Origin of the sequence: Methylobacterium organophilum (assembly GCF_022179465.1) — a bacterium.
In the GTDB taxonomy this organism is placed as follows: Bacteria; Pseudomonadota; Alphaproteobacteria; order Rhizobiales; family Beijerinckiaceae; genus Methylobacterium; species Methylobacterium organophilum.
In genome coordinates this window covers 81,710-106,160 of sequence record NZ_BPQV01000009.1, presented here as the reverse complement: position 1 = coordinate 106,160, position 24,451 = coordinate 81,710, and the positions used below count along the sequence as shown (strand labels likewise).

Below are 24,451 nucleotides of genomic sequence, written 5' to 3'. Positions count from 1 at the left end.
AGCCCGACGCCGAGGGCGCCGGGCTCGCAAGTGTCGGAGGAAAAAGCGTGCGGGCAAAGCGCGCCCGCACGTCGCGTCACGCCGAGGCGTTCTCGGCGAGCTTGACGGAACGCGTCGCGGTGGGCGCGTCCTCGGAGGCCAGAAGGCGCAGGCGCATCGGCTTCAGCACGAACAGGGCCAGAGCCGCCGCGGTGATGTTGAAGCCGATCACCAGGGCGAAGACCGCCGTCCAGCCATAGGCCGCCGACAGCATGCTCGCGAAGGGCACGATGAAGGCCGCGGTGCCCTTGGCGGTGTAGAGCAGGCCGGCGTTGCTGGCTGCATACTTGGAGCCGAAGGTGTCGCCGCAGGTCGCCGGGAACAGCGAGTAGATCTCACCGAACACCGCGAAGTAGCAGGCCGTGGCGAGCACGAAGACGATCGGCGTGCGGCCGTAGCCGATCAGCATGATCGTCGCGAGGGCGGCGATGCTGAAGGCGATGAACATCGTGTTCTCGCGGCCGATATTGTCGGACACGAAGCCGAAGAACGGGCGACCGAACCCGTCGAAGATGCGGTCCAGCGAGATCGCCAGGGTCAGCGCCGCCATCTGCATACCGAACAGGCTCACCGGCACGTCCGCGACCTTGAAGTCGTGGGCGATCGGGGCGATCTGCGCCGCCGCCATCAGGCCGCCGGAGGCAACCATCACGAACATCACGTACATCACCCAGAATACCGGCGTGCGGACCGCCTCGCGGGGCGTGCGGTCGACGGTGGTCTGGGGGAGGCGCAGGTTCTTGCGGGTGACCGGAACCAGGGTCGAGGGCTTCCGCAGCAGGAAGGACAGCGCGATCACCACGGCGCCCTGGCCGAGGCCGAAATAGAGGAAGGCGTCCTGGTAGCCGCTGGTCTCGATCATCTTGGCGATCGGAACCACGGTGATGGCCGCGCCGGCGCCGAAGCCCGCCGCCGTCGCACCGGCCGCGAGGCCGCGGCGATGGGGAAACCACTTCAGGGCGTTGCCGACGCAGGTGCCGTAGACCGAGCCGGCGCCGATGCCGCCGACCACGGCCGCCGCGTAGAGCAGGGCGAGCGAGTCGGCATGGGCGTTCAGCACCCAGGACAGGGCGATCATGAAGCCGCCGAAGCAGACCACGATCTTGGGGCCGTAGCGGTCCACGAACCAGGCCTCGACCGGCACCAGCCAAGTCTCGGTGGCCACGAACAGCGTGAAGGCCAGCTGGATCGCCGCCCGCCCCCAGTGGTGCTTCGCGTCGATCGGATCGACGAACAGAGTCCAGCCGTATTGCAGGTTGGCGATCATGGCCATGCAGAGCACGCCGAAGGCGAGCTGCCACCATTTGGCCGAGGGGGCGTCCTGGCGTTCCATCCCTGAATCCTTGTTTTGGTTCGGTCCTGCGACCGTCCCGCGAGCATGCAAAATTTCGTCAGGTATGCAATATACCAGATGACGATCCCGGCACGAAAACGCTGGCGGGGTGTGTTCGCGGCACATGGTCGCGAGCGGGGAGTCTCTGAGAAATCGCTGTTTTCACGGAAGCTTAAGCGCAGCTCTCAATTTTCTGTGAGGCTGTGTCACCGTCACGCAGCCGAGCGGCCACGAGGGACTGGAGCCGCCAGAGGTGGCGGTCGCGAATCCCGAGTTCGGCGCAGGCGGCGACCGTCCGGAACAGGTATTCCGCGCTCGGGCCGAGATGGCCGCAGGCGCTGGCGATCTTGTCGGCGATGGCCTCTTCTGAAAGGCGTCCGCTGTAGCGGTCGCTCGCGCGGTTGGCGACGAAGGTGAGCGCCGTGACCGGCCCCTGCGCGGTCGCGACCTCCACCCAGCGGGCCTCGTAGCCCTTGCCCTTCATCTCCCGCCGCCAGAGCGGCATCAGCACGGCGTGGGGATCGTCCCCGGGAAGGCGGAAGGCTACGCCCTTGCACAGGCCGCCGCGCTCCAGGGCGAGGACGAAGCCCGGCCGTTCCGGCGTTCCGCGGAAGCGCCGTTGCAGCAGGCAGAACCGGCGGTGCCAACCGCGCAGGGTCGCGACCCTCTGCTCGGCGATCTCGAATTCGGGGCTCCACAGCAGCGAGCCATAGCCGAAGACCCAGAGGTCGCCCGGCGGGCGGCGCGCATGTGCCAGGATGGTCTCGAGCCCGGGCGTCAGTTCCGTGTCGGAGAGGAGAGGAAGCGCGGTCTCGTCGTCGGCGACGGGATCGGGGTGGGCGCGGGCGATGAGGGCGAGGCTGAGATCGAGCGAGCGCGAAGCCATGGGTTGCAGCGGACCAAACTCCGCCGCGCAATGCAACCCGAAGCTTATCCGCCGCGCCGGTTGCCGAGAGCGTCGAGTTCCGGGAACGGCTGATAGCGATGGCCGGAACAGACTTCGTCGTCCTCCTCGACGATGCTGAGCTTTTCCGTGCCGATCTCTTCGCGGATCACCACCTTCGGCCGCTCCGGCTCGAAGAAGTCGCGCCCATACATCCGGCTCGACACGCAGTAGAGCGTGCGCTCCCCGTCCTCAAAGGGGCCGGCGATGCGGCTGCGCTCGAACCGGACCGGGAGCAGAGACACGGCGCCGAACTTCACCTGCTTGAGCGCGAGGGCCGCGACGCGTTCGCGGAAGGTCGTCGGCACGATCGGGGAGGGGGCCGGCGGGGCCGTGGCCGTCGTGCAGGCGGAGACGGCGAGCGCGATTCCCAACGCGAAGCCCCGCATCGCAGGCCGCCCGTCCATCGCCCGATTCCCCGCTTCTCAGCCCGGATGAGCGTAGCCGCGCGGAAGGGGCCGAGGAAGCGACCCGCGGTTGCATCGGCGCGAGGCGAGGTTTCGTCCCTGCGCAGGATGCGCGCGGTCCCCGGAACGCGTATCGTCCTGGCATCATGCAATGGACCGACGACGGGCTGGTGATCGGAGTGCGCCGGCACGGGGAGACGAGCGTCATCCTCGAATTGATGACCGCCGAGCACGGCCGCCATGCGGGCCTCGTCCATGGTGGGCGCTCGCGCCGGATGCAGCCGATGCTCCAACCCGGCAACCACCTGCGCGCCACCTGGCGGGCCCGGCTCGACGAGGGGCTGGGCACCTATGCGGTGGAGCCCGTCGCCATGGTCGCGGCGCGGCTGATGGGCTCGGGCCTCGCGCTCTACGGCATCGGCCATGCCACGTCCCTGCTGCGGCTCCTGCCGGAGCGCGATCCGCATCCCGCCCTCTACGAGGCGATGCGCGTGCTCGTGGGCCATCTCGACGACCCCGCCATCGCCCCGGCGCTGATGGTGCGCTTCGAGCTCGCGGTCCTCGCCGAACTCGGCTTCGGCCTGGACCTCGCGGCCTGCGCGTCGACCGGCCAGAACGACGCCTTGATCTACGTCTCGCCCCGGAGCGGGCGGGCCGTCAGCGCCTCGGCGGGCGAACCCTATCGCGACCGCCTGCTGTCGCTGCCGCCCTTCCTGCGCGACCGCTCCGTTCCCGGCAGCGGCTGGCGCCCTCCGGACGCCCAGGACGTTTCCGAGGGGTTTACCTTGACGGGGTATTTCCTCACTCAGCACATCTGGGAACCGCGCGGGCTGCCACCGCCGGAGGAACGGGCACGATTCGTCGCACTCGGCACCGCGACGCGGCCTTGATGTTCGTGTTATGTTCCGTTTTTCAAAGACGTTGACCTGGAGTGAGTGATGGGGGAGGCCTTCGAGCCGCCGACCGGCGACGGCATCGAGAGCGTCGAGCTGAAATCGGCCCTGGAGGAGCGCTACCTCGCCTACGCGCTCTCCACGATCATGCATCGTGCGCTGCCCGACGCGCGCGACGGCCTGAAGCCGGTGCATCGCCGCATCCTCTACGGCATGCGCCTGCTGCGCCTCGATCCGACCGCGACCTTCAAGAAATGCGCGAAGATCGTCGGCGACGTGATGGGTGATTTCCACCCCCACGGCGACCAGGCGATCTACGACGCCCTCGTGCGCCTGAGCCAGGATTTCGCCCAGCGCTACCCGCTCGTGGACGGCCAGGGCAATTTCGGGAACATCGACGGCGACGGCCCGGCGGCCTACCGCTACACCGAGGCGCGGATGACCGAGGTCGCCCGCCTGCTCCTCGACGGGATCGACGAGGACACGGTCGATTTCCGGCCCTCTTATAACGGCGAGAAGGAAGAGCCGGTCGTGCTGCCGGCCGCCTTCCCGAACCTGCTCGCCAATGGCAGCCAGGGCATCGCGGTCGGCATGGCGACCTCGATCCCGCCGCACAACGCGGCCGAGCTCTGCGACGCGGCGCTCTACCTGATCCAGAATCGCGAGGCGACCTCCGAGCAGCTGCTCACCTTCGTGAAGGGGCCGGACTTTCCCACCGGCGGTATCCTGATCGATTCCGCCGCGACCATCTCCGAGGCCTACCGCACCGGCCGCGGCGCCTTCCGCGTGCGCGCCCGCTGGGCCAAGGAGGATCTCGGCCGCGGCACCTGGAACATCGTCGTCACCGAGATTCCCTACGGCGTGCCGAAGAGCCGGCTCAACGAGAAGATGGCCGAGCTTCTCCAGGAGAAGAAGCTGCCGCTTCTGGCCGACGTGCGCGACGAATCCGCGGAGGACGTGCGCATCGTGCTGGAGCCGCGCTCCCGCTCGGTCGATCCCGTCATCCTGATGGAATCGTTGTTCCGGCTCACCGAGCTCGAAGCGCGCATCCCGCTCAACATGAACGTGCTCGTCGGCGGGCTCGTGCCGCGGGTGATCGGTCTCGTCGAGGCCCTGCGCGAGTGGATCGACCACCGCCGGGTGGTGCTGCAGCGGCGCTCGCGCTTCCGCCTCGGCCAGATCGAGCGGCGCCTCGAGATCCTGGGCGGCCTGCTCATCGTCTATCTCGACCTCGACGAGGTGATCCGCATCATCCGCGAGGAGGATGAGCCCAAGCCCGCCCTCATGGCCCGCTTCGCGCTGAGCGAGGTTCAGGCCAACGCCATCCTCGACACCCGGCTGCGCTCCTTGCGCAAGCTGGAAGAGATGGAGCTGAAGCGCGAATTCGACGCGCTGACCAAGGAGAAGGAGGGCCTCGAGGCGCTGCTCGGCTCCGAGAAGCTGCAATGGAGCGACATCACCAAGCAGATCCGCGCGGTGAAGAAGACCTTCGGCCCGGAGACCGCCCTCGGCCGCCGCCGCACCACCCTCGAGAACCCGCCGGACACCGCCGGCATCGACTTCACCCAGGCCATGGTCGAGCGCGAGCCGATCACGGTGATCGTCTCGGAGAAGGGCTGGATCCGCGCTCTCAAGAGCCATGTCGCCGATTTGTCCGGCGTCGCCTTCAAGGGCGACGACGCCCTCAAGGTCTCTTTCTTCAGCGAGACCACGGCGAAGATCCTGGTGCTCGCCTCGAACGGCAAGGTCTTCACCCTGGAAGCCTCGAAGCTGCCCGGGGGCCGCGGCTTCGGCGATCCAATCCGCCTGATGGTCGATCTCGACGACGGTACCGAGATCGTCGCCGCTCTGCCCTACCAGCCCGAGGGCAAGCTCCTGATCGCGGGTTCGGACGGACGCGGTTTCGTCGCCCCCGCGGATGCGGTGGTGGCCAATACCCGCAAGGGCAAGGGCATCCTCGGCGTCGACGAGGGCGTGACCGCCACCGTGCTCGTCCCCGCCGAGGGCGACCACGTCGCGGTCTGCTCGTCCGACAAGCTGCTGCTGATCTTCCCGGTCTCGGAGCTTCAGGAGCTGTCCCGCGGCAAGGGTGTGCGCCTGCAGCGCTGCCGCGGCAGCAGCCTCGTCCACGCCCATGTCTTCACCCTGGCCGAGGGACTGCCCTGGCGGGACGGCTCCCCCGAAGGCCGGCTCGCCCATGCCGGCATTCTGGAGAAGTGGATGGGGCACCGGGGCGAGGCGGGCATGCTGATGACCCGCAGCTTCCCGAAATTCGAGCGGTTCGGAAAATGAAAAAGCCGGGCATCGTGCCCGGCTTTTTTCTTGAGGAGATCGCCTGCTGGCTCAGCGGCGGCGGAACTGCTGGCCGCCGCGCTGGGGCGGACGCGGGCCGGAGGAGCGCTCGTCCTTGTGGCGGAACACGAGGCGGCCCTTCTCGAGATCGTAGGGAGACATCTCGACGGTGACGCGGTCGCCGGCCAAGGTCTTGATGCGGTTCTTCTTCATCTTGCCCGCCGTGTAGGCCACGATCTCGTGACCCTGGTCGAGCTGCACGCGGTAGCGCGCATCGGGAAGGATCTCGATGACGAGCCCTTCGAACTGCATCAATTCTTCTTTCGCCATGCACCGTGTCCTTGGCCGGGCGGCCCGCACACAGCCCCGGCAAATCCTTTTACAGATCGTCGTGCGAAACGCTTGGCGGTGCGGGTCCGATCCACTCGGAGGCGCAGCGACGCCAGCGTGTGCGTGCATCTAATGCCGCAACCGCATTTTCGCAAGGAAAGAGGCAGCTGATTGGCGGGAGCCCGGCAACGAAAGTTGTCGATTGTCCAGGATTCCTGCCAAGACTCTCTGTCGAACGGGTGCGGCGCTATCGCGGGACGGCGTTCCCGGCGTAGTCGATGCGGCCGTCCGGCGTCCGGTGCCAGACATGCAGCCGGTAGGGCGACCGGGTGAGATCGCCCTTGCCGTCGAACGCCACCTCGCCGACCACCGTGCGCAGCGGCCGGCCGGCATGCAGGAACGCGGCGACCTTGGCCGGGTCCGTCGAGCGGGCGCCCTCGATGCCCTGGCGGATCACCTCGATCGCGGCATAGGCCGGGGCGGCGAACATCTCGTCCTCGGGCGTGCGGGCGCCTTTCGCGCCTTTCGTTTCGGGCAGACGCGGGGGATCGGGCGCCAGCGTCATCAGCGTGCCCTCGGCACCGGGCCCTGCGAGCTGGGCGAAATCCTTGTCGAGGATCCCGTCGCTGGCGACGAGGGGCGCTTGCAGCCCGGCCTCGCGCAAAGCGCGAACCAGCATGGCCGCTTCCGGCGCGAGGCCACCGAAATACACCGCCTCCACCCCCGCCGCCCGCATGCGGCCGATGAGGGCGGGAAAATCCTTGTCGCCGCGATTGATGCCCTCGAACAAGGCCTCGCGGCCGCCGCGGCTGCGCAAGACTCGGGCTGCGTCCTCGGCGAGCGACCGGCCGAAGCCGGTCTTGTCGTTGAGGATCGCGACCGGCCGCCCCTGGAAGGTCTCGGCGAGCCAGGCGCCGGCCACCGCACCCTGCTGCGCGTCGTTGCCGGCCAGGCGGAACAGGCGGCCTGCACCGCGGGCGGTGAGGCTCGCCCAAGTCGCCCCCGGCGTCACGGCGAGCAGGCCCGCCTCCTCGAAGATCGGCAGGGCGGCAGCGGTCGCCCCCGAATCGAGCGGCCCGACGACGAGCCTTACCCCCGCCGCCGCGAGCCGGCGCGCGGCCTCCGCCGCCTGTTTCGGATCGCCGGCATCGTCCTGCACGACGAGCTGGATCTTCTGCCCGACGATGCCGCCGGCCCGGTTGATGTCCGCGACCGCCTGCTCGACGCCGGCGCGCATCCCGCCCCCGAAGCCCGCATCCGGCCCGGTCAGCGGTGCCGCGAGCCCGATCCGCACCTGCGCCGCGGCGGGCACGGTGAGCAGCGTCAGGGAGAGCAGGGCCGGCGCGGCGGCAGCCGCCTTCACCCGGAGCGGCATCGCGGCGCGCCTTTTGCGTGAGACCTCGCCGCGACCCTAGCCCGGCCCCGCTTCCCCGAACAGTCGCGCGAGCCTGTTTGCTTGCCTGTCCCGGGGGATGGATCCGCATTGCGAAACGGGCGCGAAGGCTTACTTCGGATCGATGACGGAGCGCGGCGTTCTCGATCCGCGCCCGGGAGTTTCAGACATGCTCTCCACCGAGGACGACATCCTGCGCACGGCCGAGGGCTGGCGGCGCGAGGGGCGCAGGGTTGCCCTCGCCACCGTCATCGAGACCTGGGGCTCGGCGCCGCGCCCGGTCGGCAGCCACCTCGTCATCGACGGAGAGGGCAGCTTCCTCGGATCGGTCTCCGGCGGCTGCGTCGAGGGCGAGGTCATCACCGAGGCGATGGAGGCGATCGAGGACGGGCGCCCGCGCACCCTCGAATTCGGCGTGGCCGACGAGACCGCCTGGCGGGCAGGCCTGTCCTGCGGCGGCCGGATCCGCGTCTATGTCGAGCGAATCGACTGAGCGCCATGCGCCTCGATCTTCTCCAGCGCCTCAACGCCGAGCGGGCCGCCCGCCGGGCCGCCATCCTGGTCACGGATACGGGCGAGGGCAGCCAGCGCCTCGTCACCGAGGCCGATCTCGCCTCCGACCCGCTGGCCGAGACCCTGCGCGAGCGCCTGCAGAGCGGGCGCAGCGGGCTCGTCGAGGCGGAGGGCCGCTCGCTTTTCCTGACGGTGCAGGTGCCGCCCATCCGCCTGGTGGTGATCGGAGCGGTGCATATCAGCCAGGCGCTCTGCCCGATGGCGGCGAGCCTCGATCTCGACGTGGCCGTGATCGACCCGCGCACGGCCTTCGCCACGCCGGAGCGCTTCCCCGGCGTGCGGCTGATCGCGGAATGGCCGGATGTGGCTTGGGAAGCTCTCGGGCCGCTCGACCGCTACACGGCCGTGGCGGCACTGACCCACGATCCCAAGATCGACGATCCGGCCCTAACGGCGGCGCTCACCGCGGAATGCTTCTATGTGGGCGCCCTCGGCTCGCGGAAGACCCATGGCCGCCGCGTCGAGCGCCTGACCCAGGCGGGGTTCTCGGAGGCCCAGATCGCCCGCATCCACGCGCCGATCGGCCTCGATCTCGGTGCCGTCTCGCCCGCCGAGATCGCCGTCTCCATCCTGGCCCAGATCGTCGCGACCCTGCGCAAGGACCGGATCAAGGCGACGTCATGAAGTTCGGTCCCATCCCGGTCCGCGAGAGCGCCGGGCTGATCGCGGCGCACGGCGTCCGCGGCAACGGCTTCGCCGTGCGCAAGGGTCAGACCATCACCCCCGAGGACACCGCCGCCCTGGAGCGGGCGGGGCTTGCGGAGGTGGTGGTGGCCATCCTCGAACCCGGCGATGTCGGGGAGGATGCGGCGGCCGAACGCCTCGCCCGCTGCCTCGCGGGGCCCGGCCTGCGGATCGAGCCGCCCTTCACCGGCCGCTGCAACCTGTTCGCGGCGCATGCGGGCGTCCTCCTGGTGGAGGCCGAGACGGTCGACGCGCTGAACGGCGTCGACGAATCGATCACCGCCGCGACGCTTCCCCCCTTCAAGCCGGTGGTGGCCGGCGAGATGGTCGCGACGGTCAAGATCATTCCCTATGCCGTGGCCGGCGCTGCCCTCGGCCGTGCCGCTACCCAGGTGCCCGCGCCGCCTCTGCGGATCGCGCCCTACCGTCGGCGGCGGGTCGCCGTGATCTCGACCCTTCTCTCCGGGCTGAAGCCCGCGACCATCGACAAGACCCTGCGCGTGCTGGCCGATCGGCTGGCACCGGCAGGGGCGGAGATCGTCGTGGAGAGCCGGGTGCCCCACGAGGCCCGGGCCGTCGCCGAGGCCCTCGGTCAGGCGGTGGGCGCGGCCGATCTCGTGGTGGTGTTCGGCGCCTCGGCCATCGCCGACCGGCGCGACGTGATCCCTGCCGGGATCGAGGCCGCCGGCGGGCAGGTCGCGCATTTCGGCATGCCGGTCGATCCGGGCAATCTCCTGCTGCTCGGCGCCCTACGCGAAATGCCGGTGATCGGCGCGCCGGGCTGTGCCCGCTCGCCCGTCGAGAACGGTTTCGACTGGATCCTTCACCGCCTGCTCGCCGACCTGCCGGTGACCCGGGCGGACATCGTTCGCCTCGGCGTCGGCGGGCTGCTCATGGAGATCGTCTCGCGGCCTCAGCCGCGCGAGGGCGGCGCGAGCGCCGGGGAGGAGGCATGAGGGGGGACCGGAACGTACCGGTCGGCCTCGTCCTGCTCGCTGCCGGCCGGGGCACACGATTCGGCGCCGCGCCGAAGCTCCTGGCCCGGCTTGATGGCAAGCCGCTGGTGCGCCACGCCGCGGAGGCCGCGCTCGCCTCCCGCGCCCGGCCCGTGATCGCGGTGCTCGGCGCCCATGAGGAAGCCGTCGGCGTGAGCCTCGACGGCCTCGACCTGCATCGCGTGCTCAATCCGGCCTATGCCGAGGGCCTGTCCGGGTCGCTGCGCGCGGGTCTCGCCGCCCTGCCGCCGGACACCCGGGCCGCGATCGTGATGCTCGGCGACATGCCTCGCATCACCGCCACTCATCTCGACGCGTTGATCGCGGCCTACCGGCTCGCCCAAGGCTGCACCTGCGCGGTCGTGCCGGTGAGCGGCGGCCGGCGCGGCAACCCGGTCCTGCTCGATCTCGACCGCCTGGGAGGCGATCTCGCGGCTCTGCAGGGGGATCGCGGCGCAGGGGCGATCCTGGCGGCGCGGGACGACGTGCTGGAGATCGCCACGGACGAGGCCGTCGCCTTCGACGTCGACACGCCGGAGGCCCTGCCGCGCGGGTAGCCGTCACGTCTTCTCGCGGCGTGCCGCGTTGCGGCAGCGCTCGGAGCAGTAGCGCACCTCCTCCCAGACCCGCTCCCACTTCTTGCGCCACGCGAAGGGCCGGCCGCAGGTGGCGCAGATCTTCTGCGGGAGGTCGCCCTTGCGGCGCATCGGGGGCAGGGCCGCCTCCTCTCAGCGCCCGATCTGGCCGGCCTCGGCCAGGGGCACCGGGCTCCAGCGGGTGAGCTGGACGAAGCCGTCCTGCGCCGCGACGACGACGTGGCGGCGATGCCGGTGCACCACCGAGCCCGGGATCAGCCGGTGCGCCTCGGTCCAGCCCTCGGCGGCGGCAACGTAGACGCGGGACTCGCCGAGCCGCGCGATGGTCTCGATCGTGCCGAAGGCGCGCACCTTGCGCAGCACCTCCGCCACCTCCTTGCGGAAGTCGAGCGTGCGGTCGGCATCGTTCACCCGCGGCCAGTAGGAGCCGTCGCCCTGCGGCTCGGCCCGGCGCCAGAGATCCGGCAGGCTCCTGGCGATCGGCCCCACGGCGAGGCGGCGCCCGGCCATCCGGCATTTGGCGAGCAGCGTCTCGTGGCTCTCCAGCGGCGAGACGGGGAAGATGTCCTGGGCCAGGATGTCGCCGGTGTCGAAATTCTCCGAGAGCGTGTGGGCGGTAACGCCCCAGCTCTCGTAGGAATCGAGCACGGCGCGGAAGAGCGGGTAGGGGCCGCGCCCGATGGGCAAGGGCGAGGGATGGAAGTTGAGGGCGAAGCGGGCCTTGCCGTGCCAGCCCCTCACCAGCCAGGGATAACCCGCCACCACCAGCGCCCAGTCCCGGCCGTGCTCCCGGTTGAGGGCGTCGAGATCGGCGGGCAGCACCCGCGAGAGCTGGATCGGGATGCGGTGCCGGCGCGCCTGCGCCACGATGACGTCGTTGTGGTCGTAGATCCCGTCGCAGGGGCGGGTGAACAGCTTGAGCGGGCTCCAGCCCGCCTCGACCAGCCCGTCGAACACGCTGCCGAGGAAATCGATGCCGGCGAAGGCGAATTTCATGGGCCGTCCAGACCATCCGTGAGCGGCCCTGCGACCTTCGGCGCAGGGCATGACGCGCGGCTGCCGGATCCCAGGCCCGCATCGGAGCGATAGCTAGTCGATTTGGGCGGTACGGGAAGGCCGTGGAACGGGGGATCCCCATGCAGCGCGTCGGTCTCTCGAGCGGCAGGGCCTGAGCGGCCATGGGCGTGCTGCGGTTCATCCTCGGCGACCAGCTGCATCGCCGGGTCGCCTCGCTTACCGATCTCGATTCCGAGGCGGATGTGGTCCTTCTCGTCGAGGTCCGCGCCGAGGCGACCTATGTCCGCCACCACAAGCAGAAGATCGCCTTCCTGTTCTCGGCCATGCGCCATTTCGCGGCGGAGCTGGAAGCCGAAGGCGTCAGGGTCGACTACGTGCGGCTCGATGCGGAGGGCAATACCGGGTCCTTCACGGAGGAGCTGGAGCGGGCGATTGCCCGGCACGATCCGGAGCGCGTCGTCGTCACGGAGCCGGGGGAGTGGCGTGTCTGGGAGATGATGCAGGCCTGGCGCGAGGAGCTGTCCGTCCCGGTCGAGATCCGGGCGGACAACCGCTTCCTGTGCTCGCGGGAGACCTTCGAGGCCTGGGCCGGCGACCGCACCGCGCTGCGGATGGAGACCTTCTACCGCTTCATGCGCAAGCGGACCGGGATCCTGATGACGGAAGAAGGGCCCGAAGGCGGCCAGTGGAACTTCGACGCCGAGAACCGCAAGCGGCTGCCCAGGGGCCATGTCCCGCCGGAGCGGATCGGCTTTCCACCCGACGCGATCACCCGCGAGGCCATGGCGCTGGTCGCGCGGGAATTCGGCGATCATTTCGGCAGCCTCGACGCCTTCGCCTGGCCGGTGACCCGTGCCGAGGCGCTGAGGAGCCTCGCGCATTTCCTCCGCGAGGGCCTGCCGCGTTTCGGCGACTACCAGGACGCGATGAAGGCGGATGCGCCCTTCCTCTACCACGCGCTGATCGCCCCGGCCTTGAACGCGGGGCTGCTCACGGCGGAGGAGATCTGCCGGGCGGCCGAGCGCGCCTATCGCGAGGGCGGCATCCCCCTCAATGCGGCGGAGGGCTTCATTCGCCAGATCCTGGGCTGGCGGGAATATGTGCGGGGCCTCTACTGGGCGCAGATGCCGGTCTATGCCGAGAGCAACGCGCTCGCGGCCCGGCGTGACCTGCCCTGGTTCTACTGGTCGGGCGAGACGGGGATGAACTGCCTCCGGCAATGCATCGCCCAGACCCGGGACCATGCCTATGCCCACCACATCCAGCGGCTGATGGTTCTGGGCAATTTCGCGCTGCTCGCGGGGATCGAACCGGCCCAGGTCGAGGAATGGTACCTCGTCGTCTACGCCGACGCCTATGAATGGGTCGAGCTGCCTAACGTGCACGGGATGGTGCTCTGGGCCGATGGCGGCCTGCTCGGCTCCAAGCCCTACGCGGCTTCGGGGGCCTATATCGACCGGATGTCCGATTATTGCGGAGCGGAATGCCGGTACGACGTGAAAGCGAAGACAGGCTCGGAGGCCTGCCCATTTAATTATCTGTACTGGAATTTTCTTATCACGCACGAACAGAGATTGTGTAGCAATCCGCGCATGGCGATGCCGTACCGGACTTTGCGCGCCATGGGCGAGGAGCGGCGGGCCGCGATCGTGGCCGATGCGGCGCGCTTCCTCGACGCGCTGGAGACGTGACGGCGCCGGTCAGAGCGGCGTCCAGGCGGCTAGCGTGAGATAACCGCAGGGATCGTCCTCGCCGGTCTCGCCCTGGAGTCCGGCCGAAACGCGGAAGCTGACGGCGCCGAGGGCGAAGTCCGTGGCGTGAACGCCGACGCTCCATTTGAGGTAGCCGGTTCGGTCGGCATAGAGGGCGGCTTCCGGCCCGAGATAGGCGCCCCAGATCCGGTATCCGAACGAGGCCCGGCCATAGGCATCGGAGCGGGCCGAGCCGAGGATCAGCGTCAGCGTCACCAGGGTGTCGTCGCTGGGCCGCGCCCAGACTTCGCCGTGCAGGCGCAAGCCGACACGCGGCTTGAGCATCTGGAACGCGTCGATTCCGGCGAGCGCCTCCGCCGTGGCCTCGGGGCCGGCAAACAAGGCGGCGACGCCCCAGGGGCGCACCATCTGATAACCGGCCAGGGCAGAGCCGAGCATCGTCGCGCGCAGGAAAACCGGGGAGGCCGGGCCCGAGCCACGCTCGCGGCGCACCCCGCCGCCCAGGCTGACGAGGACGGCGATTCCCTCGCGATCATGGCCCGCGAGCCCGACCTTGGCCCCGGCGCTCGTGAAAGAGGATCGTCCCGCATCGAGGCTTCCGAACAGGATCGTGTGGACGGGATCCTGTTCCGCACGGACGATCGCCGGCGGCATCATCAGGCAGAGCGTGTGGATGACGGGCAAAATCCTCGGAAAAAGATTTTTTGCCAAATCGGGCATCCGTCTGCCGTCGCGCTAAAGCACTATATGCAACCTGCGATGGTTTAAACTAACGAATTAAATTCGACGAATGCTATCAGTATTTCAGCAAACATGTCCACGATTACTCAGTTCGCCCTGTGCATATCCATAGATCGGGAGACCTCAGATCCGATCTTGGCGCCGACCTGAACTTCAGCGCTGTCGAATCGCGAGGGGGCAAACGTTGATGCGCCGGGCCTCACGCTGCGTCACAGGTGCGTTGGCGCGCTTGGCGGAAGCGGCGGCATCGGCTAGAGCCGCCGCCGAACGAGAAAAGAGACGGCATCCGCCTTTTGTCCTCCGGCGCGCGCACTTCCGACGTCCTCACTGTGCTCGCGAGCCAGGAGAGCGACCGCCTGACCGTCGGCGACATCATCGCCGTGCTCCGCGATCGCGCCTTCGCGCTGCTCGTGGTGCTGCTCGGCCTGCCCAATTGCCTGCCGATGCCGCCGCCGATCCCGCTGGTCTGCGGCCTGCTGCTGTTGATGATCGCAGTTCAGATCGTGGCCGGCATGTCGGCGCCCTGGCTGCCGCGCAGCATCCTGGGCCAGTCGATCGCCCGGGAGAATGTCGAGCGGGCGGTGACCCGCGCCGTGCCGATCCTGCGCCGCCTGGAGCGCTGGTCGCGCCCGCGCCTCAGCCTGTTCGACAGCGCGGTCGGCATGCGCGGCATGGGCGTGCTGCTGCTGGCGCTGGCCCTGGCGCTGATCGTGGCGCCGCCCTTCTTCGGGCAGATCCCCCTCGGGCTCGCGGTCTCGCTGATCGGCCTCGGGCTGGTGGAGCGCGACGGCTTCGTGGTCATGGGCGGCCTCGCCATCGGCGCGGTCGGTGTCGGCATCTCCGTCGGCTTCGTCTACACGCTGTTCGCCAGCGTCATGAGCGCGCTGACGTGGCTCTCGGGCTTCGTGCCGGGGCTCGCCGCGCTGATCCACTGAACGGCGCCGGCTGACCGGGCCGGAGGAAGCCGGATGCACGCGACTCATGCCCTCGACGCGCCCGCAGCGCCGCGGATCGCCTTCGACGCCTTCCTGGCCGTCGACATCCGCGTCGGGACGGTGGTGGCGGCTGAGGCCTTTCCCGAGGCGCGCAAGCCGGCGCTCAAGCTCACGATCGATTTCGGCCCGACCCTCGGCACCCGGCGATCGAGCGCGCAGATCACCGAGCATTATACGCCCGAGACGCTGGTCGGCCGGCAGGTGGCGGCGGTGGTGAACTTTCCCCCGCGACAGATCGGCAAGGTCCTGTCCGAGGTGCTGACCCTCGGCTTCGCAGACGCGCAGGGCGCCGTGGTCCTGTTCGCCCCGGATCAGCCGGTGCCGAACGGCAGCCGGCTGTTCTGAACAGGCGTCACGCCTCCAGGTGGCGGCGCCGCACCAGGCGGTGGATCAGGCCGCCGCGGGGGCCGAACAGCATCGACAGGATGTAGAGCCCGCCCGCGGCGAGCACGATCGCCGGCCCCGTCGGCAGGCGGATCTCCGCATGGTAGGAGCCGATCAGCCCGATCAGGCTGGCGAGCATCGCGACCAGCATCGAGACCGGGATCAGCCCGGACAGGTCCTGCGCCCAGAAGCGCGCGGTGATGGCCGGCAGCAGCATCAGCCCGACCGCGAGCAGGGTGCCGAGCGCCTGGAAGCCGGCGACGAGGTTCATCACCACGAGGCCGAGGAAGGCGTAATGCACCGGCCCCCCGGCGCGGCTCACCGTGCGCAGGAAGAGCGGGTCGACGCATTCCATGACGAGGGGGCGGTACAGGGCCGCGAGCCCCATCAGCGTCACCGTGGCGATGCCCCCCAGCAGCACGAGCGCGTCGTCGTCCAGCGCCAGAACCGAGCCGAACAGGATGTGCAGAAGATCGACCTGCGAGCCCCTCAGCGAGACGAGGAAGACGCCGCCCGCCAGGGAGATCAGGTAGAAGGCGGCGAGGCTCGCATCCTCCTTGAGCAGGGTGGAGCGGGTGACGAGGCCCGCGAGCAGGGCCACCGCGAGGCCGGCGACGAGGCCGCCCAGCGTCATCGCCGGCAGGGACAGGCCGGCCACCAGGAAGCCGGCCGCGGCGCCGGGCAGGATCGCGTGGCTCATCGCCTCGCTCATCAGGCTCATCCGGCGCAGCATCAGGAACACGCCGAGGGGCGGTGTCGACAGGGACAGGGCGAAGCAGCCCACCAGCGCCCGGCGCATGAAGCCGAACTCGGCGAAGGGGCCGACGAGATAATCGAGAACGGCGCTCACTCGGCAGCCTCGTGACGGACGGGACGAGCGTGGTCGTGCCCGTGATGGCTGTGATCGTGATGATCGTGGCCGTCGTGGCCATGATCCGACGGGTCGGCCACCGCGTCGTCGTGGCGGCAGATCGCGGCGTTCTCGTCCCAGGCCTCCGAGAGATGGCGGGCGCGGGCGAGATTCTCCTCGGTCAGCACCGTCGCGGTCGGCCCCCAGGCGATGGGCGCGCGGGCGATGAGCAGGGTCGTGGGGAAATGCGTCCGCACCTGCGCGAAATCGTGCAGGGCCGCGACGACGGTGCGCCCCTCCCGGTGCCAGCCCCGGATCAGCGCCAGCAGATCGGCGGTGGTGCGGGCATCGATGCCGGTAAAGGGCTCGTCGAGCAGGATCAGCGAGGCATCCTGCAGGATCAGCCGCGCGAACAGGGCGCGCCGGAACTGGCCGCCGGAGAGGGTTCCGATCGGCCTGTCCTCGAAGCCGGACAGGCCCACCGTCCCCAGGGCGCCGACGAGCCGGCTGCGCTCGCCCGACAGGCTGCGCCAGGCGCCGTGCAGGCGCCACAGGCCCATCGAGACGAGATCGAGCACGCTCAAGGGGAAGGAACTGTCGATCTCGGCCGCCTGGGGCAGATAGGCGACGACCTCCCCCCGGGGCCGCTCGATGGCGCCGTCGAGCGCCCGCAACTCCCCCGCAATGCCCTTCAGCAGGGTCGACTTGCCCGCCCCGTTCGGGCCGATCAGCGCGAGCAGGTCGCCCCGTGGCACCGATCCCTGGAGATGGTGCACGGCCGGGTGGCGGTCGTAGCCCAGGGTCAGGCCGCGGAAGCGGATCGCGGCGGTCTCCGCGGTCGTCACGCCAGCGCCCACAGGATCGCGGCCCAGAGCAGGCCGGAGAGCACGAAGGCGGCGATCAGACGCGTGAAGGCGCTCGAACGGAACAGGGACCGGCGTGGCATGCGGGCGAGGCCGGGCGGGCGGGACATGCGGTCTCCAGGGCGCGGCCGACCTCGGGTCGCGCCGCGTGACAGGCGGGCGTGGGGACCTTCGGATTGCCGGGGTCCGGGTGCGCGCGTATGATCCTGCGGCTGATACACTGTAACAGGCGCCGAACTCAATCGGGCCGCCAGCGAGGAGCGGAGGATGCACCACCACGCGCACGGCGAGGAAGCCGGCTGCTGCGAGGCGGAGCATGGGCCGGGGGAGATCTTGGCGCGCGCCGAGCGCCTCTGCCGCGAGCGGGATCTCCAGTTCACGCGCCTGCGCCGCGACGTGCTGGAAGCGGTGGCGAAGGAGGGCAGGCCACTCGGGGCCTACGACATCGCCGAACGCCTGAGCGGGGAGGGGCGCCGTGTCGCCGCCGTCTCGGTCTACCGCGCGCTGGATTTCCTCACCGAGCAGGGCCTCGTCCACCGCATCGCCAGCCGCAACGCCTTCGTGTCCTGCGGGCACGAGCACGGCGACAAGGCCGGGTTGGTCTTCCTGATCTGCCGGACCTGCGGCGGCATCGACGAGATGACCGCACCCAACGTCGAGAACGCCCTCGACCGCACCCTGGCCCAGGTCGGCTTCACCCCGGTCAGCCGGATCCTGGAAGTCGAGGGGCAATGCGGCAATTGCCGCGAACGGGGCGAAGGCTAGGGCCGAACCGGCTCAGCCGGCCGCGAGGTCGCGCGCCGCGAACAGGCCGTCGAGATAGGCCCGTACGAAGGGCGGCATGCGGGCATGATCGATATCGTCCGGTCTCCGCACGCAGATCATCCGGGACAGTTCCGGTTCGGCCTCGCCCGCATGGTGCTGCGCGATGCGGGCCTTGAGGGCGTCGGCCCGCGCTTCGAAGCGCACCGGGCGCAGGAAGGCGAATTGGCCGTCGCCTTGCAGCAGCGTCCACGGCGCCTGCGCGGCCGAAGCGGGCAGGGTGAGGCCGGTCTCCTCGCGAAACTCCCGTTCCGCGCTGCCGGCGAGATCCACGACGCCGCCGTCCCGGACATCGCCCGCATCGGGGGTGCCGCAGGGGAAATAGACCTGGCCGGCATTGGCGGTGCCGGGCGCCATCTGGCCGAGCAGCACCGCGCCATCCGCGGTCCGGGGCACGATCGCGGCAAAGGCGTTGGCGACGGCCGGATCCGGCGAACCGGCGTCGCGGAACGCGATGAAGCGCGAATAGCGCGCCTCGAAGAAGTCCACTTGGCAATGGCCGCCCGAGATTGTGCAGCCGGAGGCCAGCAGCACGATCCCGTCGAACAAACCCGGCGTCGCCGCGCGGCGGCGTTCCCAGTTGGCGGCGATCATCGCGGCATTCGCCTCCGCCCAGGCCCAGCGATGGGGCACGAGCCGGGCCGAGAGCGTAATAAGGGACGTCCGGGTGAAGACCGGCGCTTCCGGCTCAGACAAGGAGCCTGCCCTCGCTCACCACCACCGCCGCTCCGCCGATCTCGACGGAGCGCAGGGCGCCCTCCGCCACCACGAGTTGAAGCGCGATCGCGCTAGGCCGGCCCATGGCCACGCCCTGGCGGATGGCCACGTCGTGCGTGCCCTCGCCCAGGGGCTCGAACTGCATCAGCACCCCGGCGAAGGCCACCGCCGCCGAGCCGGTGGCCGGGTCTTCGGCGATGCCGAGATGGGGGGCGAACATGCGCGCCTGATAGCTCCGCCCCAAGCCCTCGGGATCGAGGGCGTAGAGATAGAGGCCGTCCTGCGCGCTCTCGGGGGTAAGCCGGGTCAGCGCGGCGGCGTCGAGACGGGCCCGGGTCAGGGCTTCGATGGAGGCGACGGGAATCGCGGTGAAGCGCGGGCCGCCGCCCTCGTGGCGGCTGGGCGCGTGGCGGCCGAAGCCGATCTCGCTCGGGGCGAGCCCCAGGGCCTCCGCATAGGCTGCCGCCTCCGCGGCCTCGCCGAGCCAGGCGGGGAGGATGGGCGCCTTGAACCGGGCCTGGCCGCGGCGGGCGGCGGGCTCCGCCTCGACCACGCAGGGCACGATCCCCGCCGCCTCCTCGAGCCCGAACATCCCCGCATCCGGCCGCCCGTCTGCCGCCCTGTCGTGCAGGGCGAGCAGAACGGCGGTGCCGATGGTCGGATGGCCGGCGAAGGGCAATTCGCGGGCGGGCGTGAAGATGCGTAGGGCCGCCCGGTGGCGGTGATCCTCGGGCGGCAGCACGAACACCGTCTCGGAGAGGTTGAACTCGCCGGCGATGGCCTGCATCGCGTCCGTGTCGAGCCCCCCGGCATCCAGCACCACCGCCAGCGGATTGCCGGCGAGGGGATTCTGCGTGAACACGTCCAGGGTGGCGAAGCGGCGTCCGGCCGTCGGCTCAGCCATGGTGTCGTCCTCGTGATGGCGCCGGGCGGTCAGACCGCCTCAACGGGGAAGGTCGCGCTCGGCGCTACGAACTCGTCCTGTGCGGCCACCGTCAGCAGCTCGCTCGCGCCGGCCTCCGCCGTGCACCGCAGCAGCCCGTGGATGGAGGCGGCGGCCATGCCGAGCGCCAGGGCCGCGGATCCGGTGCGAGCGTAATGCACGAGATAGAGCGCGGCGACCGCATCGCCCGCCCCGCTGACGGCCTTGAGATCGAGCCGCGGCGTGCGCACCCGCCAGAACCCGCCGCCTTCGCCGGCCATCATGTCGATGGCGTCGGCGGGCGTCTCCTCGGTCGTCAGGGAGGTGACGAGCACCACCCGCGGCCCGAGAGCCTGCAGGGCCGCGGCGGCGGCCTTGGCCCCCTCGAGCGTTCCCGTGGGAAGGCCGGTGAGAAGATCGAGCTCGAACTGGTTGGGCGTGACGATGTCGGCGGCGGGCACGGTATGGTCGCGCATGAACTCGGCGACGCCCGGACGCACGTAGATCCCGGCATAGGTGTCCCCGATGACGGGATCGCAGCAATAGAGTGCCCCCGGGTTGGCCTGCCGCACCGCCGCCACCGCCCGCAGGATCGCCGTGCCGATCTCGGCCGAGCCCATATAGCCGGACAGGACGGCGTCGCAGGCGGCGAGCATGCCCCGTTCGGCGATGCCCTGCACCACTTCCTCGACCGCCGGCCCGTCGAAGACCCGCCCGCGCCAGGCGCCGTATCCGGTGTGGTTGGAGAACTGCACCGTATGCACCGGCCAGACCTCGACCCCGAGCCGCTGCATCGGGAACACGGCGGAGGCGTTGCCGACATGGCCGTAGGCAACGTGGGACTGGATCGACAGGACGTTCATCGCGCCCTCTGGAAGTCAGGCAGGGGAGGCCGTGTTAGCCGGAACCGGACGCGGGCGCACCCGACAATGGGCCGGGGCGGCCATGATCCCAGCGGCTGTCACGGCGACCGGGCCTCGGGCGGCCGGCGCGGCCGAGGCTGGGCCGCGTCCGATCGAACGTGGCTCGGCCCGCGTCTCAGGGAAAACGACGCTTCGAGTTCTGCGGAACGGACGAATATTTGCAATTCTCGATTGCGGCAGTCGAGGCGTGTGGGTATCGATTGTATTATGAAATTTTGAAATCCGAACAAGATTTCAAAAACCTATCAAAATCATTGTCATAATCATGACCGTTCGGGATATTTATTATAATTTTAATTAATTGTTAAGCATTTTATCATTGTTGATCGCGGGCATCTGATCGAACTTTGGAGCGCTCGAAGTGCTGCGGATCAATCTTCCACGCAAACTCTACGCGCTTGTCGCGCTCGCCGGCCTGAGCTTGATCATTCTCGGCGGCACAGCCCTCTACTACCAGTTCGGAACGATGTTTCAGCAGCGGGTCAACCGCATCGAGCTGATGACCGAAGCGGCCGTGAACCTGATCGATCGCTATCATGCCCTGGCCGAGAAGGGGGAGATGAGCGCGGCCGCAGCCCAGTCCGAGGCCCTGAAGAACGTCGTCGCGATGCGGTTCGACCACGACGGCTACTTCTTCGTCATGGACGAGAAGGGCAGAATCCGCATGCATATCAAGCCCGAGATGATCGGCACCGATCTCAGCGACCAGGCCGATGCCAACGGCTTCCGCTTTGTCGCGGACGTCCTTCCCCGGGCCCGCCAGGAGGGACATGCCCAGGTGTCCTATGCCTGGGTGCGGCCAGGAGAGAACGAGCCGACGACCAAGATCGCCGTGTTCCGCTACCACAAGCCCTGGGGCCTCTACGTCGCCACCGGCGTGCATATCGGGGATCTGAACATGGCGATCTGGGAGCAGATCAAGCGGCTGTCGCTGATCGGCGTCGGCATCATGATCGCGCTTGCCGCCGTTTCCGGCCTGATCATCCGCTCGATCATCCGCCCGAACAACCGGCTGCTCGACGCCATGGGCGTGCTGGCCACCGGCGAGACCGGGGTGGCGCTGGAGGAGGCCAAGCGCAGCGACGAGATCGGCGCGATGGCCCGGGCCGTCCTCGTGTTCCGCGACAACGCCATCGAGCGCCAGCGGCTGGAGAGGGAGCAGGCGGCCGAGCAGGAACGCCGGAACCGCCGCGCCATCCTTCTGGACAGCCTGATCGGCGGCTTCGAGTCGACGGTCGGTGGATCGCTCGCGACGATCAACGACGCCGCGTCGAACCTCCAATCGACCGCTCAGGCGATGACCGCCTCCGCGACCCAGACCGCCAGCCAGTCCAACAGCGTGGCGGCCGCGGCGCAGCAGGCCTCCGGCAACGTCCAGACCGTCGCGGCGGCGGCTGAGGAGCTTGGCACCTCCGTGGAGGAGATCGGTCGCCAGGTCGCCGGCTCGGCCCGGCTCGCCCAGACCGCCGTCGGCGAGGCCGATTCGACGGCCCATCTGGTCCAGCTCCTGAGCCAGACCTCGACCAAGATCGGCGACATGGTCGGCCTGATCTCCACCATCGCGTCCCAGACCAACCTGCTCGCCCTGAACGCCACCATCGAGGCCGCCCGGGCCGGGGAGGCGGGCCGCGGCTTCGCGGTGGTCGCGGCCGAGGTCAAGGAGCTCGCCAACCAGACCGGCCGCGCCACCGACGAGATCTCCCAGCAGATCACCGAGGTGCAGAGCGTGACGGAACAGGCCGTGCGCGCCATCGCGGGGATCGCCACCCGCATCCGCGAGATCGACTCCGTGGCCGTCACCATCGCCGCCGCGGTCGAGCAGCAGGGCGCCGCGACGCAGGAGATCGCCCGCAACGTCGCCCAGGCCTCGGTAGGCACCGGCGAGGTGACGACCAACATCGCCGGCGTGGCGCAGGCCTCGGGGGAGACGGGGGCCGCCGCGAGCCAGGTGCTCGCCTCCGCCTCCGAGCTGTCGCGCCAGTCGACGCATCTCGGCCACGAGGTGAACCGCTTCCTCGAAGGGGTCCGCGCGGCCTGATCCGCCCACGGGCTCCTCGGTGGCGGCGCCGTTTGACGAACGGCGCCGCTTGCCGAGGGGCGATGCCTTGGCCACATGGCAGGCTCCGGGGGAGGGAGCCTTTCAGGAATGGATATCGATGCCCTGCGCCAGTCGACGCTCGCATTCGTCGAGGCGCACAGGGCCTGGGCGCCCCTGGTGACCGGCCTCCTGGCCTTCTGCGAATCCGTGGCCTTCCTGTCCCTGCTCGTGCCGGCCACCGTGATCCTGGTCGGCATCGGCGCCTTGATCGGCGGAAGCGACCTGCCGTTCTGGCCGATCGTGATCGGGGCGGCGGTGGGCGCCGGGCTCGGCGACTGGATCTCCTACGAGGTCGGCCATTACTTCAAGGACGGCGTGAAGCGGCTCTGGCCGATGAGCCGCCATCCCGAGATGACCGAGAAGGCCGAGGGTTTCCTGCGCCGCTGGGGCGCGGGCGCGGTGGCGATCGGCCGCTTCTTCGGCCCGGCCCGGGCCGTGGTGCCCCTCGTCGCAGGCAGCTTCGGGGTGACGCGCATCCCGTTCCAGATCGCGAATTGGGGATCGGCCTTCGTCTGGGCCTTCGTGCTGCTCGCCCCCGGTGCGGGGCTGCTCGGCTGGTTCCGGGGCTGATGCGCCGTTTCCCGCCGGAGCGGATCGTCTGCCTCACCGAGGAGACGGTGGAGACGCTCTACCTGCTCGGCCAGGAGCACCGTATCGTCGGCGTCTCGGGCTATGCCGTGCGCCCGGCCCGGGTGCGCAAGGAGAAGCCGCGGGTCTCGGCCTTCACCAGCGCCGACCTGCCGAAGATCCTCGCCCTCGATCCCGACCTCGTCCTCGCCTTCTCCGACCTGCAGGCGGAGATCGTCGCCGATCTCGCCCGCGCCGGCATCGCCGTGCACCTGTTCAACCAGCGCGACGTGGCGGGCTGCCTCGCCATGATCCGCACGCTCGGCGCCCTCGTCGGCATGTCCGCAGCGGCCGACGATCTTGCGAGCGCCTACGAGACGCGGTTGGCTCAATCCGCGGCGGAGACCGCGGGCCGGGCGCGGCCTCGGGTGTATTTCGAGGAATGGGATGCGCCGATGATCTCCGGCATCGGCTGGGTCTCGGAGCTGATCGGGTTCGCGGGCGGGCAGGACGTGTTTCCCGACCGGGCGAAGGCTCAGGCCGCCAAGGACCGGATCGTGACCTCGGAGATGGTGATCGCTGCCGCGCCCGACGTGATCCTCGCCTCCTGGTGCGGCAAGCGTGTGAACCCCGAGCGCATCGCCGGGCGCCCGGGCTGGGCGGCGATCCCGGCGGTCGCCAACGGGCGCATCCACGAGATCAAGTCCCCTCTGATCCTGCAGCCGGGCCCGGCGGCGCTCGGCGACGGCTTCGAGGCGATCCGCCGCCTGCTCGCGTGAACCCGCCGCAGGTGACAGGGCGAGTCCGGCCTTGGCAGGATGCGGATTCGTGATTCGGCCTGGGGCGTCCCCGCGCACCGGCGCCGCGCAAGGAAGCCCGATGTCCGCCGCCGTCGCCCTCACCCTGCCGCCGGACCGCCGTCAGTCGCCGACCGCGCTCCATGTCCAGCGCGGCGTGCGGCGGCTCTTTGCCGAGATGGGCTGCGTCACGCTCCCCGAATTCTCCCTCGCCAATGGCCGCCGGGCGGACGTGATCGCCCTCTGCGGGGTGGGCAAGCTCACCATCGTCGAGATCAAGTCGAGCGTGGCCGATTTCCGGGCCGACCGGAAATGGCCCGATTACCGCGATTTCTGCGACCGCTTCTTCTTCGCGATCCCCGACACGGTGCCCGAGAGCCTCATCCCGGAGGAATGCGGGCTGATCGTCGCCGATGCCTTCGGCGCGGCGATCCTGCGGGAGCCGCCGGATCACGCGCTCAGCCCCGCCCGGCGCAAGGCGGTGACGCTCCGCTTCGCCCACAGCGCGGCCGGGCTGCTGCACGCCCTCGCCGATCCCGGCGCCATCCGCGAGGGCGCCCTCTGA

The 24,451-nt window shown here is 69.9% G+C and carries 28 protein-coding genes; 14 read left to right on the top strand and 14 right to left on the bottom strand.

The genetic code is table 11. From position 1 onward, the window contains the following. Positions 1 to 76: 76 nt before the first annotated feature. From oxlT to MFF21_RS15625, 3 genes are all read right to left on the bottom strand, one after another. Positions 77 to 1,372 (bottom strand): oxalate/formate MFS antiporter, encoded by a 1,296-nt coding sequence (gene oxlT, locus MFF21_RS15635; RefSeq protein WP_238312158.1) that lies wholly within the window; start codon positions 1,370 to 1,372, stop codon positions 77 to 79. A gap of 172 nt (positions 1,373 to 1,544) precedes the next feature. Beyond that, the gene (locus MFF21_RS15630; protein WP_238312156.1) at positions 1,545 to 2,258 is read right to left on the bottom strand and encodes a gamma-glutamylcyclotransferase; all 714 of its coding nucleotides are present in this window, start codon (positions 2,256 to 2,258) and stop codon (positions 1,545 to 1,547) included. Between the two features lie 44 nt (positions 2,259 to 2,302). Beyond that, a complete protein-coding gene (locus MFF21_RS15625) occupies positions 2,303 to 2,722 on the bottom strand; it encodes a hypothetical protein (RefSeq protein WP_238312154.1) in 420 nt (139 codons plus the stop codon). 146 nt (positions 2,723 to 2,868) lie between these two features. On the opposite strand from MFF21_RS15625, the gene recO reads away from it, so the two are divergent. Both recO and parC read left to right on the top strand, forming a co-directional pair. Next, a complete protein-coding gene (gene recO / locus MFF21_RS15620; RefSeq protein ID WP_238312152.1) occupies positions 2,869 to 3,612 on the top strand; it encodes a DNA repair protein RecO in 744 nt (247 codons plus the stop codon). A 48-nt stretch (positions 3,613 to 3,660) separates the two neighbouring features. Next, positions 3,661 to 5,907: a DNA topoisomerase IV subunit A gene (parC, locus tag MFF21_RS15615; RefSeq protein ID WP_238312151.1), complete on the top strand. Its 2,247-nt coding sequence runs from the start codon at positions 3,661 to 3,663 to the stop codon at positions 5,905 to 5,907. 51 nt (positions 5,908 to 5,958) lie between these two features. Here parC and infA read toward each other — a convergent pair whose 3' ends face one another. Then, on the bottom strand, positions 5,959 to 6,237 hold the full coding sequence (gene infA, locus MFF21_RS15610) for a translation initiation factor IF-1 (RefSeq protein ID WP_238312149.1): 279 nt from the start codon (positions 6,235 to 6,237) through the stop codon (positions 5,959 to 5,961). Between the two features lie 247 nt (positions 6,238 to 6,484). Next, complete coding sequence (locus MFF21_RS15605; RefSeq protein ID WP_238312148.1) at positions 6,485 to 7,612, bottom strand: branched-chain amino acid ABC transporter substrate-binding protein; 1,128 nt, start codon at positions 7,610 to 7,612, stop codon at positions 6,485 to 6,487. A 187-nt stretch (positions 7,613 to 7,799) separates the two neighbouring features. On the opposite strand from MFF21_RS15605, the gene MFF21_RS15600 reads away from it, so the two are divergent. From MFF21_RS15600 to MFF21_RS15585, 4 genes are read left to right on the top strand one after another with little or no spacing between them, the layout of a single operon-like run. Further along, positions 7,800 to 8,123 (top strand): XdhC family protein, encoded by a 324-nt coding sequence (locus MFF21_RS15600; RefSeq protein ID WP_238312147.1) that lies wholly within the window; start codon positions 7,800 to 7,802, stop codon positions 8,121 to 8,123. Positions 8,124 to 8,128: 5 nt separating this feature from the next. After that, positions 8,129 to 8,827: an XdhC family protein gene (locus tag MFF21_RS15595; protein ID WP_238312145.1), complete on the top strand. Its 699-nt coding sequence runs from the start codon at positions 8,129 to 8,131 to the stop codon at positions 8,825 to 8,827. Then, on the top strand, positions 8,824 to 9,843 hold the full coding sequence (locus MFF21_RS15590; RefSeq protein WP_238312143.1) for a molybdopterin-binding protein: 1,020 nt from the start codon (positions 8,824 to 8,826) through the stop codon (positions 9,841 to 9,843). The genes MFF21_RS15595 and MFF21_RS15590 overlap by 4 nt, the downstream gene beginning before the upstream one ends. Continuing rightward, positions 9,840 to 10,439: a nucleotidyltransferase family protein gene (locus MFF21_RS15585; RefSeq protein WP_238312141.1), complete on the top strand. Its 600-nt coding sequence runs from the start codon at positions 9,840 to 9,842 to the stop codon at positions 10,437 to 10,439. The genes MFF21_RS15590 and MFF21_RS15585 overlap by 4 nt, the downstream gene beginning before the upstream one ends. Before the next feature lie 3 nt (positions 10,440 to 10,442). Here MFF21_RS15585 and MFF21_RS15580 read toward each other — a convergent pair whose 3' ends face one another. Both MFF21_RS15580 and MFF21_RS15575 read right to left on the bottom strand, forming a co-directional pair. Then, a complete protein-coding gene (locus MFF21_RS15580) occupies positions 10,443 to 10,598 on the bottom strand; it encodes a DUF2256 domain-containing protein (RefSeq protein ID WP_238312344.1) in 156 nt (51 codons plus the stop codon). A gap of 12 nt (positions 10,599 to 10,610) precedes the next feature. Next, a complete protein-coding gene (locus MFF21_RS15575) occupies positions 10,611 to 11,474 on the bottom strand; it encodes a formyltransferase family protein (RefSeq protein ID WP_238312139.1) in 864 nt (287 codons plus the stop codon). Between the two features lie 182 nt (positions 11,475 to 11,656). Here MFF21_RS15575 and MFF21_RS15570 point away from each other — a divergent pair, with 182 nt between their 5' ends. After that, positions 11,657 to 13,186: a cryptochrome/photolyase family protein gene (locus tag MFF21_RS15570; RefSeq protein WP_238312138.1), complete on the top strand. Its 1,530-nt coding sequence runs from the start codon at positions 11,657 to 11,659 to the stop codon at positions 13,184 to 13,186. Positions 13,187 to 13,195: 9 nt separating this feature from the next. On the opposite strand, the gene bcsS is transcribed toward MFF21_RS15570, so the two are convergent. After that, positions 13,196 to 13,891: a cellulose biosynthesis protein BcsS gene (gene bcsS, locus MFF21_RS15565; protein WP_238312137.1), complete on the bottom strand. Its 696-nt coding sequence runs from the start codon at positions 13,889 to 13,891 to the stop codon at positions 13,196 to 13,198. Positions 13,892 to 14,277: 386 nt separating this feature from the next. Between bcsS and MFF21_RS15560 the strand changes: the two genes are divergently transcribed. Together MFF21_RS15560 and MFF21_RS15555 are read left to right on the top strand one after the other, a co-directional pair. Continuing rightward, positions 14,278 to 14,883, top strand: coding sequence for an exopolysaccharide biosynthesis protein (locus tag MFF21_RS15560; RefSeq protein WP_238312135.1), 606 nt, complete (start codon positions 14,278 to 14,280; stop codon positions 14,881 to 14,883). Between the two features lie 33 nt (positions 14,884 to 14,916). Then, complete coding sequence (locus tag MFF21_RS15555) at positions 14,917 to 15,288, top strand: tRNA-binding protein (protein WP_238312133.1); 372 nt, start codon at positions 14,917 to 14,919, stop codon at positions 15,286 to 15,288. Positions 15,289 to 15,295: 7 nt separating this feature from the next. On the opposite strand, the gene MFF21_RS15550 is transcribed toward MFF21_RS15555, so the two are convergent. The 3 genes from MFF21_RS15550 to MFF21_RS23990 are packed head-to-tail and all read right to left on the bottom strand — an operon-like array spanning position 15,296 to position 17,150. After that, on the bottom strand, positions 15,296 to 16,126 hold the full coding sequence (locus tag MFF21_RS15550) for a metal ABC transporter permease (RefSeq protein ID WP_238312343.1): 831 nt from the start codon (positions 16,124 to 16,126) through the stop codon (positions 15,296 to 15,298). Between the two features lie 47 nt (positions 16,127 to 16,173). Beyond that, complete coding sequence (locus MFF21_RS15545) at positions 16,174 to 17,022, bottom strand: metal ABC transporter ATP-binding protein (RefSeq protein WP_238312131.1); 849 nt, start codon at positions 17,020 to 17,022, stop codon at positions 16,174 to 16,176. After that, positions 17,019 to 17,150 carry a hypothetical protein gene (locus tag MFF21_RS23990; RefSeq protein WP_276518028.1) on the bottom strand — a complete coding sequence of 44 codons (132 nt, stop codon included), beginning with the start codon at positions 17,148 to 17,150 and terminating at the stop codon, positions 17,019 to 17,021. The genes MFF21_RS15545 and MFF21_RS23990 overlap by 4 nt, the downstream gene beginning before the upstream one ends. A 157-nt stretch (positions 17,151 to 17,307) precedes the next feature. On the opposite strand from MFF21_RS23990, the gene MFF21_RS15540 reads away from it, so the two are divergent. Beyond that, complete coding sequence (locus MFF21_RS15540; protein ID WP_238312130.1) at positions 17,308 to 17,805, top strand: Fur family transcriptional regulator; 498 nt, start codon at positions 17,308 to 17,310, stop codon at positions 17,803 to 17,805. A gap of 12 nt (positions 17,806 to 17,817) precedes the next feature. Here the strand turns inward: MFF21_RS15540 and MFF21_RS15535 are convergent, their stop codons facing one another. From MFF21_RS15535 to pdxY, 3 genes are read right to left on the bottom strand one after another with little or no spacing between them, the layout of a single operon-like run. Next, a complete protein-coding gene (locus tag MFF21_RS15535) occupies positions 17,818 to 18,558 on the bottom strand; it encodes an NUDIX hydrolase (protein ID WP_238312129.1) in 741 nt (246 codons plus the stop codon). Next, positions 18,551 to 19,483: a PhzF family phenazine biosynthesis protein gene (locus MFF21_RS15530; RefSeq protein ID WP_238312127.1), complete on the bottom strand. Its 933-nt coding sequence runs from the start codon at positions 19,481 to 19,483 to the stop codon at positions 18,551 to 18,553. The genes MFF21_RS15535 and MFF21_RS15530 overlap by 8 nt, the downstream gene beginning before the upstream one ends. A 29-nt stretch (positions 19,484 to 19,512) precedes the next feature. Beyond that, positions 19,513 to 20,364: a pyridoxal kinase PdxY gene (pdxY, locus tag MFF21_RS15525; RefSeq protein ID WP_238312124.1), complete on the bottom strand. Its 852-nt coding sequence runs from the start codon at positions 20,362 to 20,364 to the stop codon at positions 19,513 to 19,515. A gap of 421 nt (positions 20,365 to 20,785) precedes the next feature. On the opposite strand from pdxY, the gene MFF21_RS15520 reads away from it, so the two are divergent. From MFF21_RS15520 to MFF21_RS15505, 4 genes are all read left to right on the top strand, one after another. Beyond that, positions 20,786 to 22,462, top strand: a complete 1,677-nt coding sequence (locus tag MFF21_RS15520; protein ID WP_238312122.1) for a methyl-accepting chemotaxis protein — start codon at positions 20,786 to 20,788, stop codon at positions 22,460 to 22,462. Between the two features lie 108 nt (positions 22,463 to 22,570). Further along, the gene (locus MFF21_RS15515; RefSeq protein WP_238312120.1) at positions 22,571 to 23,092 is read left to right on the top strand and encodes a DedA family protein; all 522 of its coding nucleotides are present in this window, start codon (positions 22,571 to 22,573) and stop codon (positions 23,090 to 23,092) included. Further along, the gene (locus MFF21_RS15510) at positions 23,092 to 23,868 is read left to right on the top strand and encodes a cobalamin-binding protein (RefSeq protein ID WP_238312119.1); all 777 of its coding nucleotides are present in this window, start codon (positions 23,092 to 23,094) and stop codon (positions 23,866 to 23,868) included. The genes MFF21_RS15515 and MFF21_RS15510 overlap by 1 nt, the downstream gene beginning before the upstream one ends. Positions 23,869 to 23,968: 100 nt before the next feature. Then, positions 23,969 to 24,451 carry an MmcB family DNA repair protein gene (locus MFF21_RS15505; protein ID WP_238312116.1) on the top strand — a complete coding sequence of 161 codons (483 nt, stop codon included), beginning with the start codon at positions 23,969 to 23,971 and terminating at the stop codon, positions 24,449 to 24,451.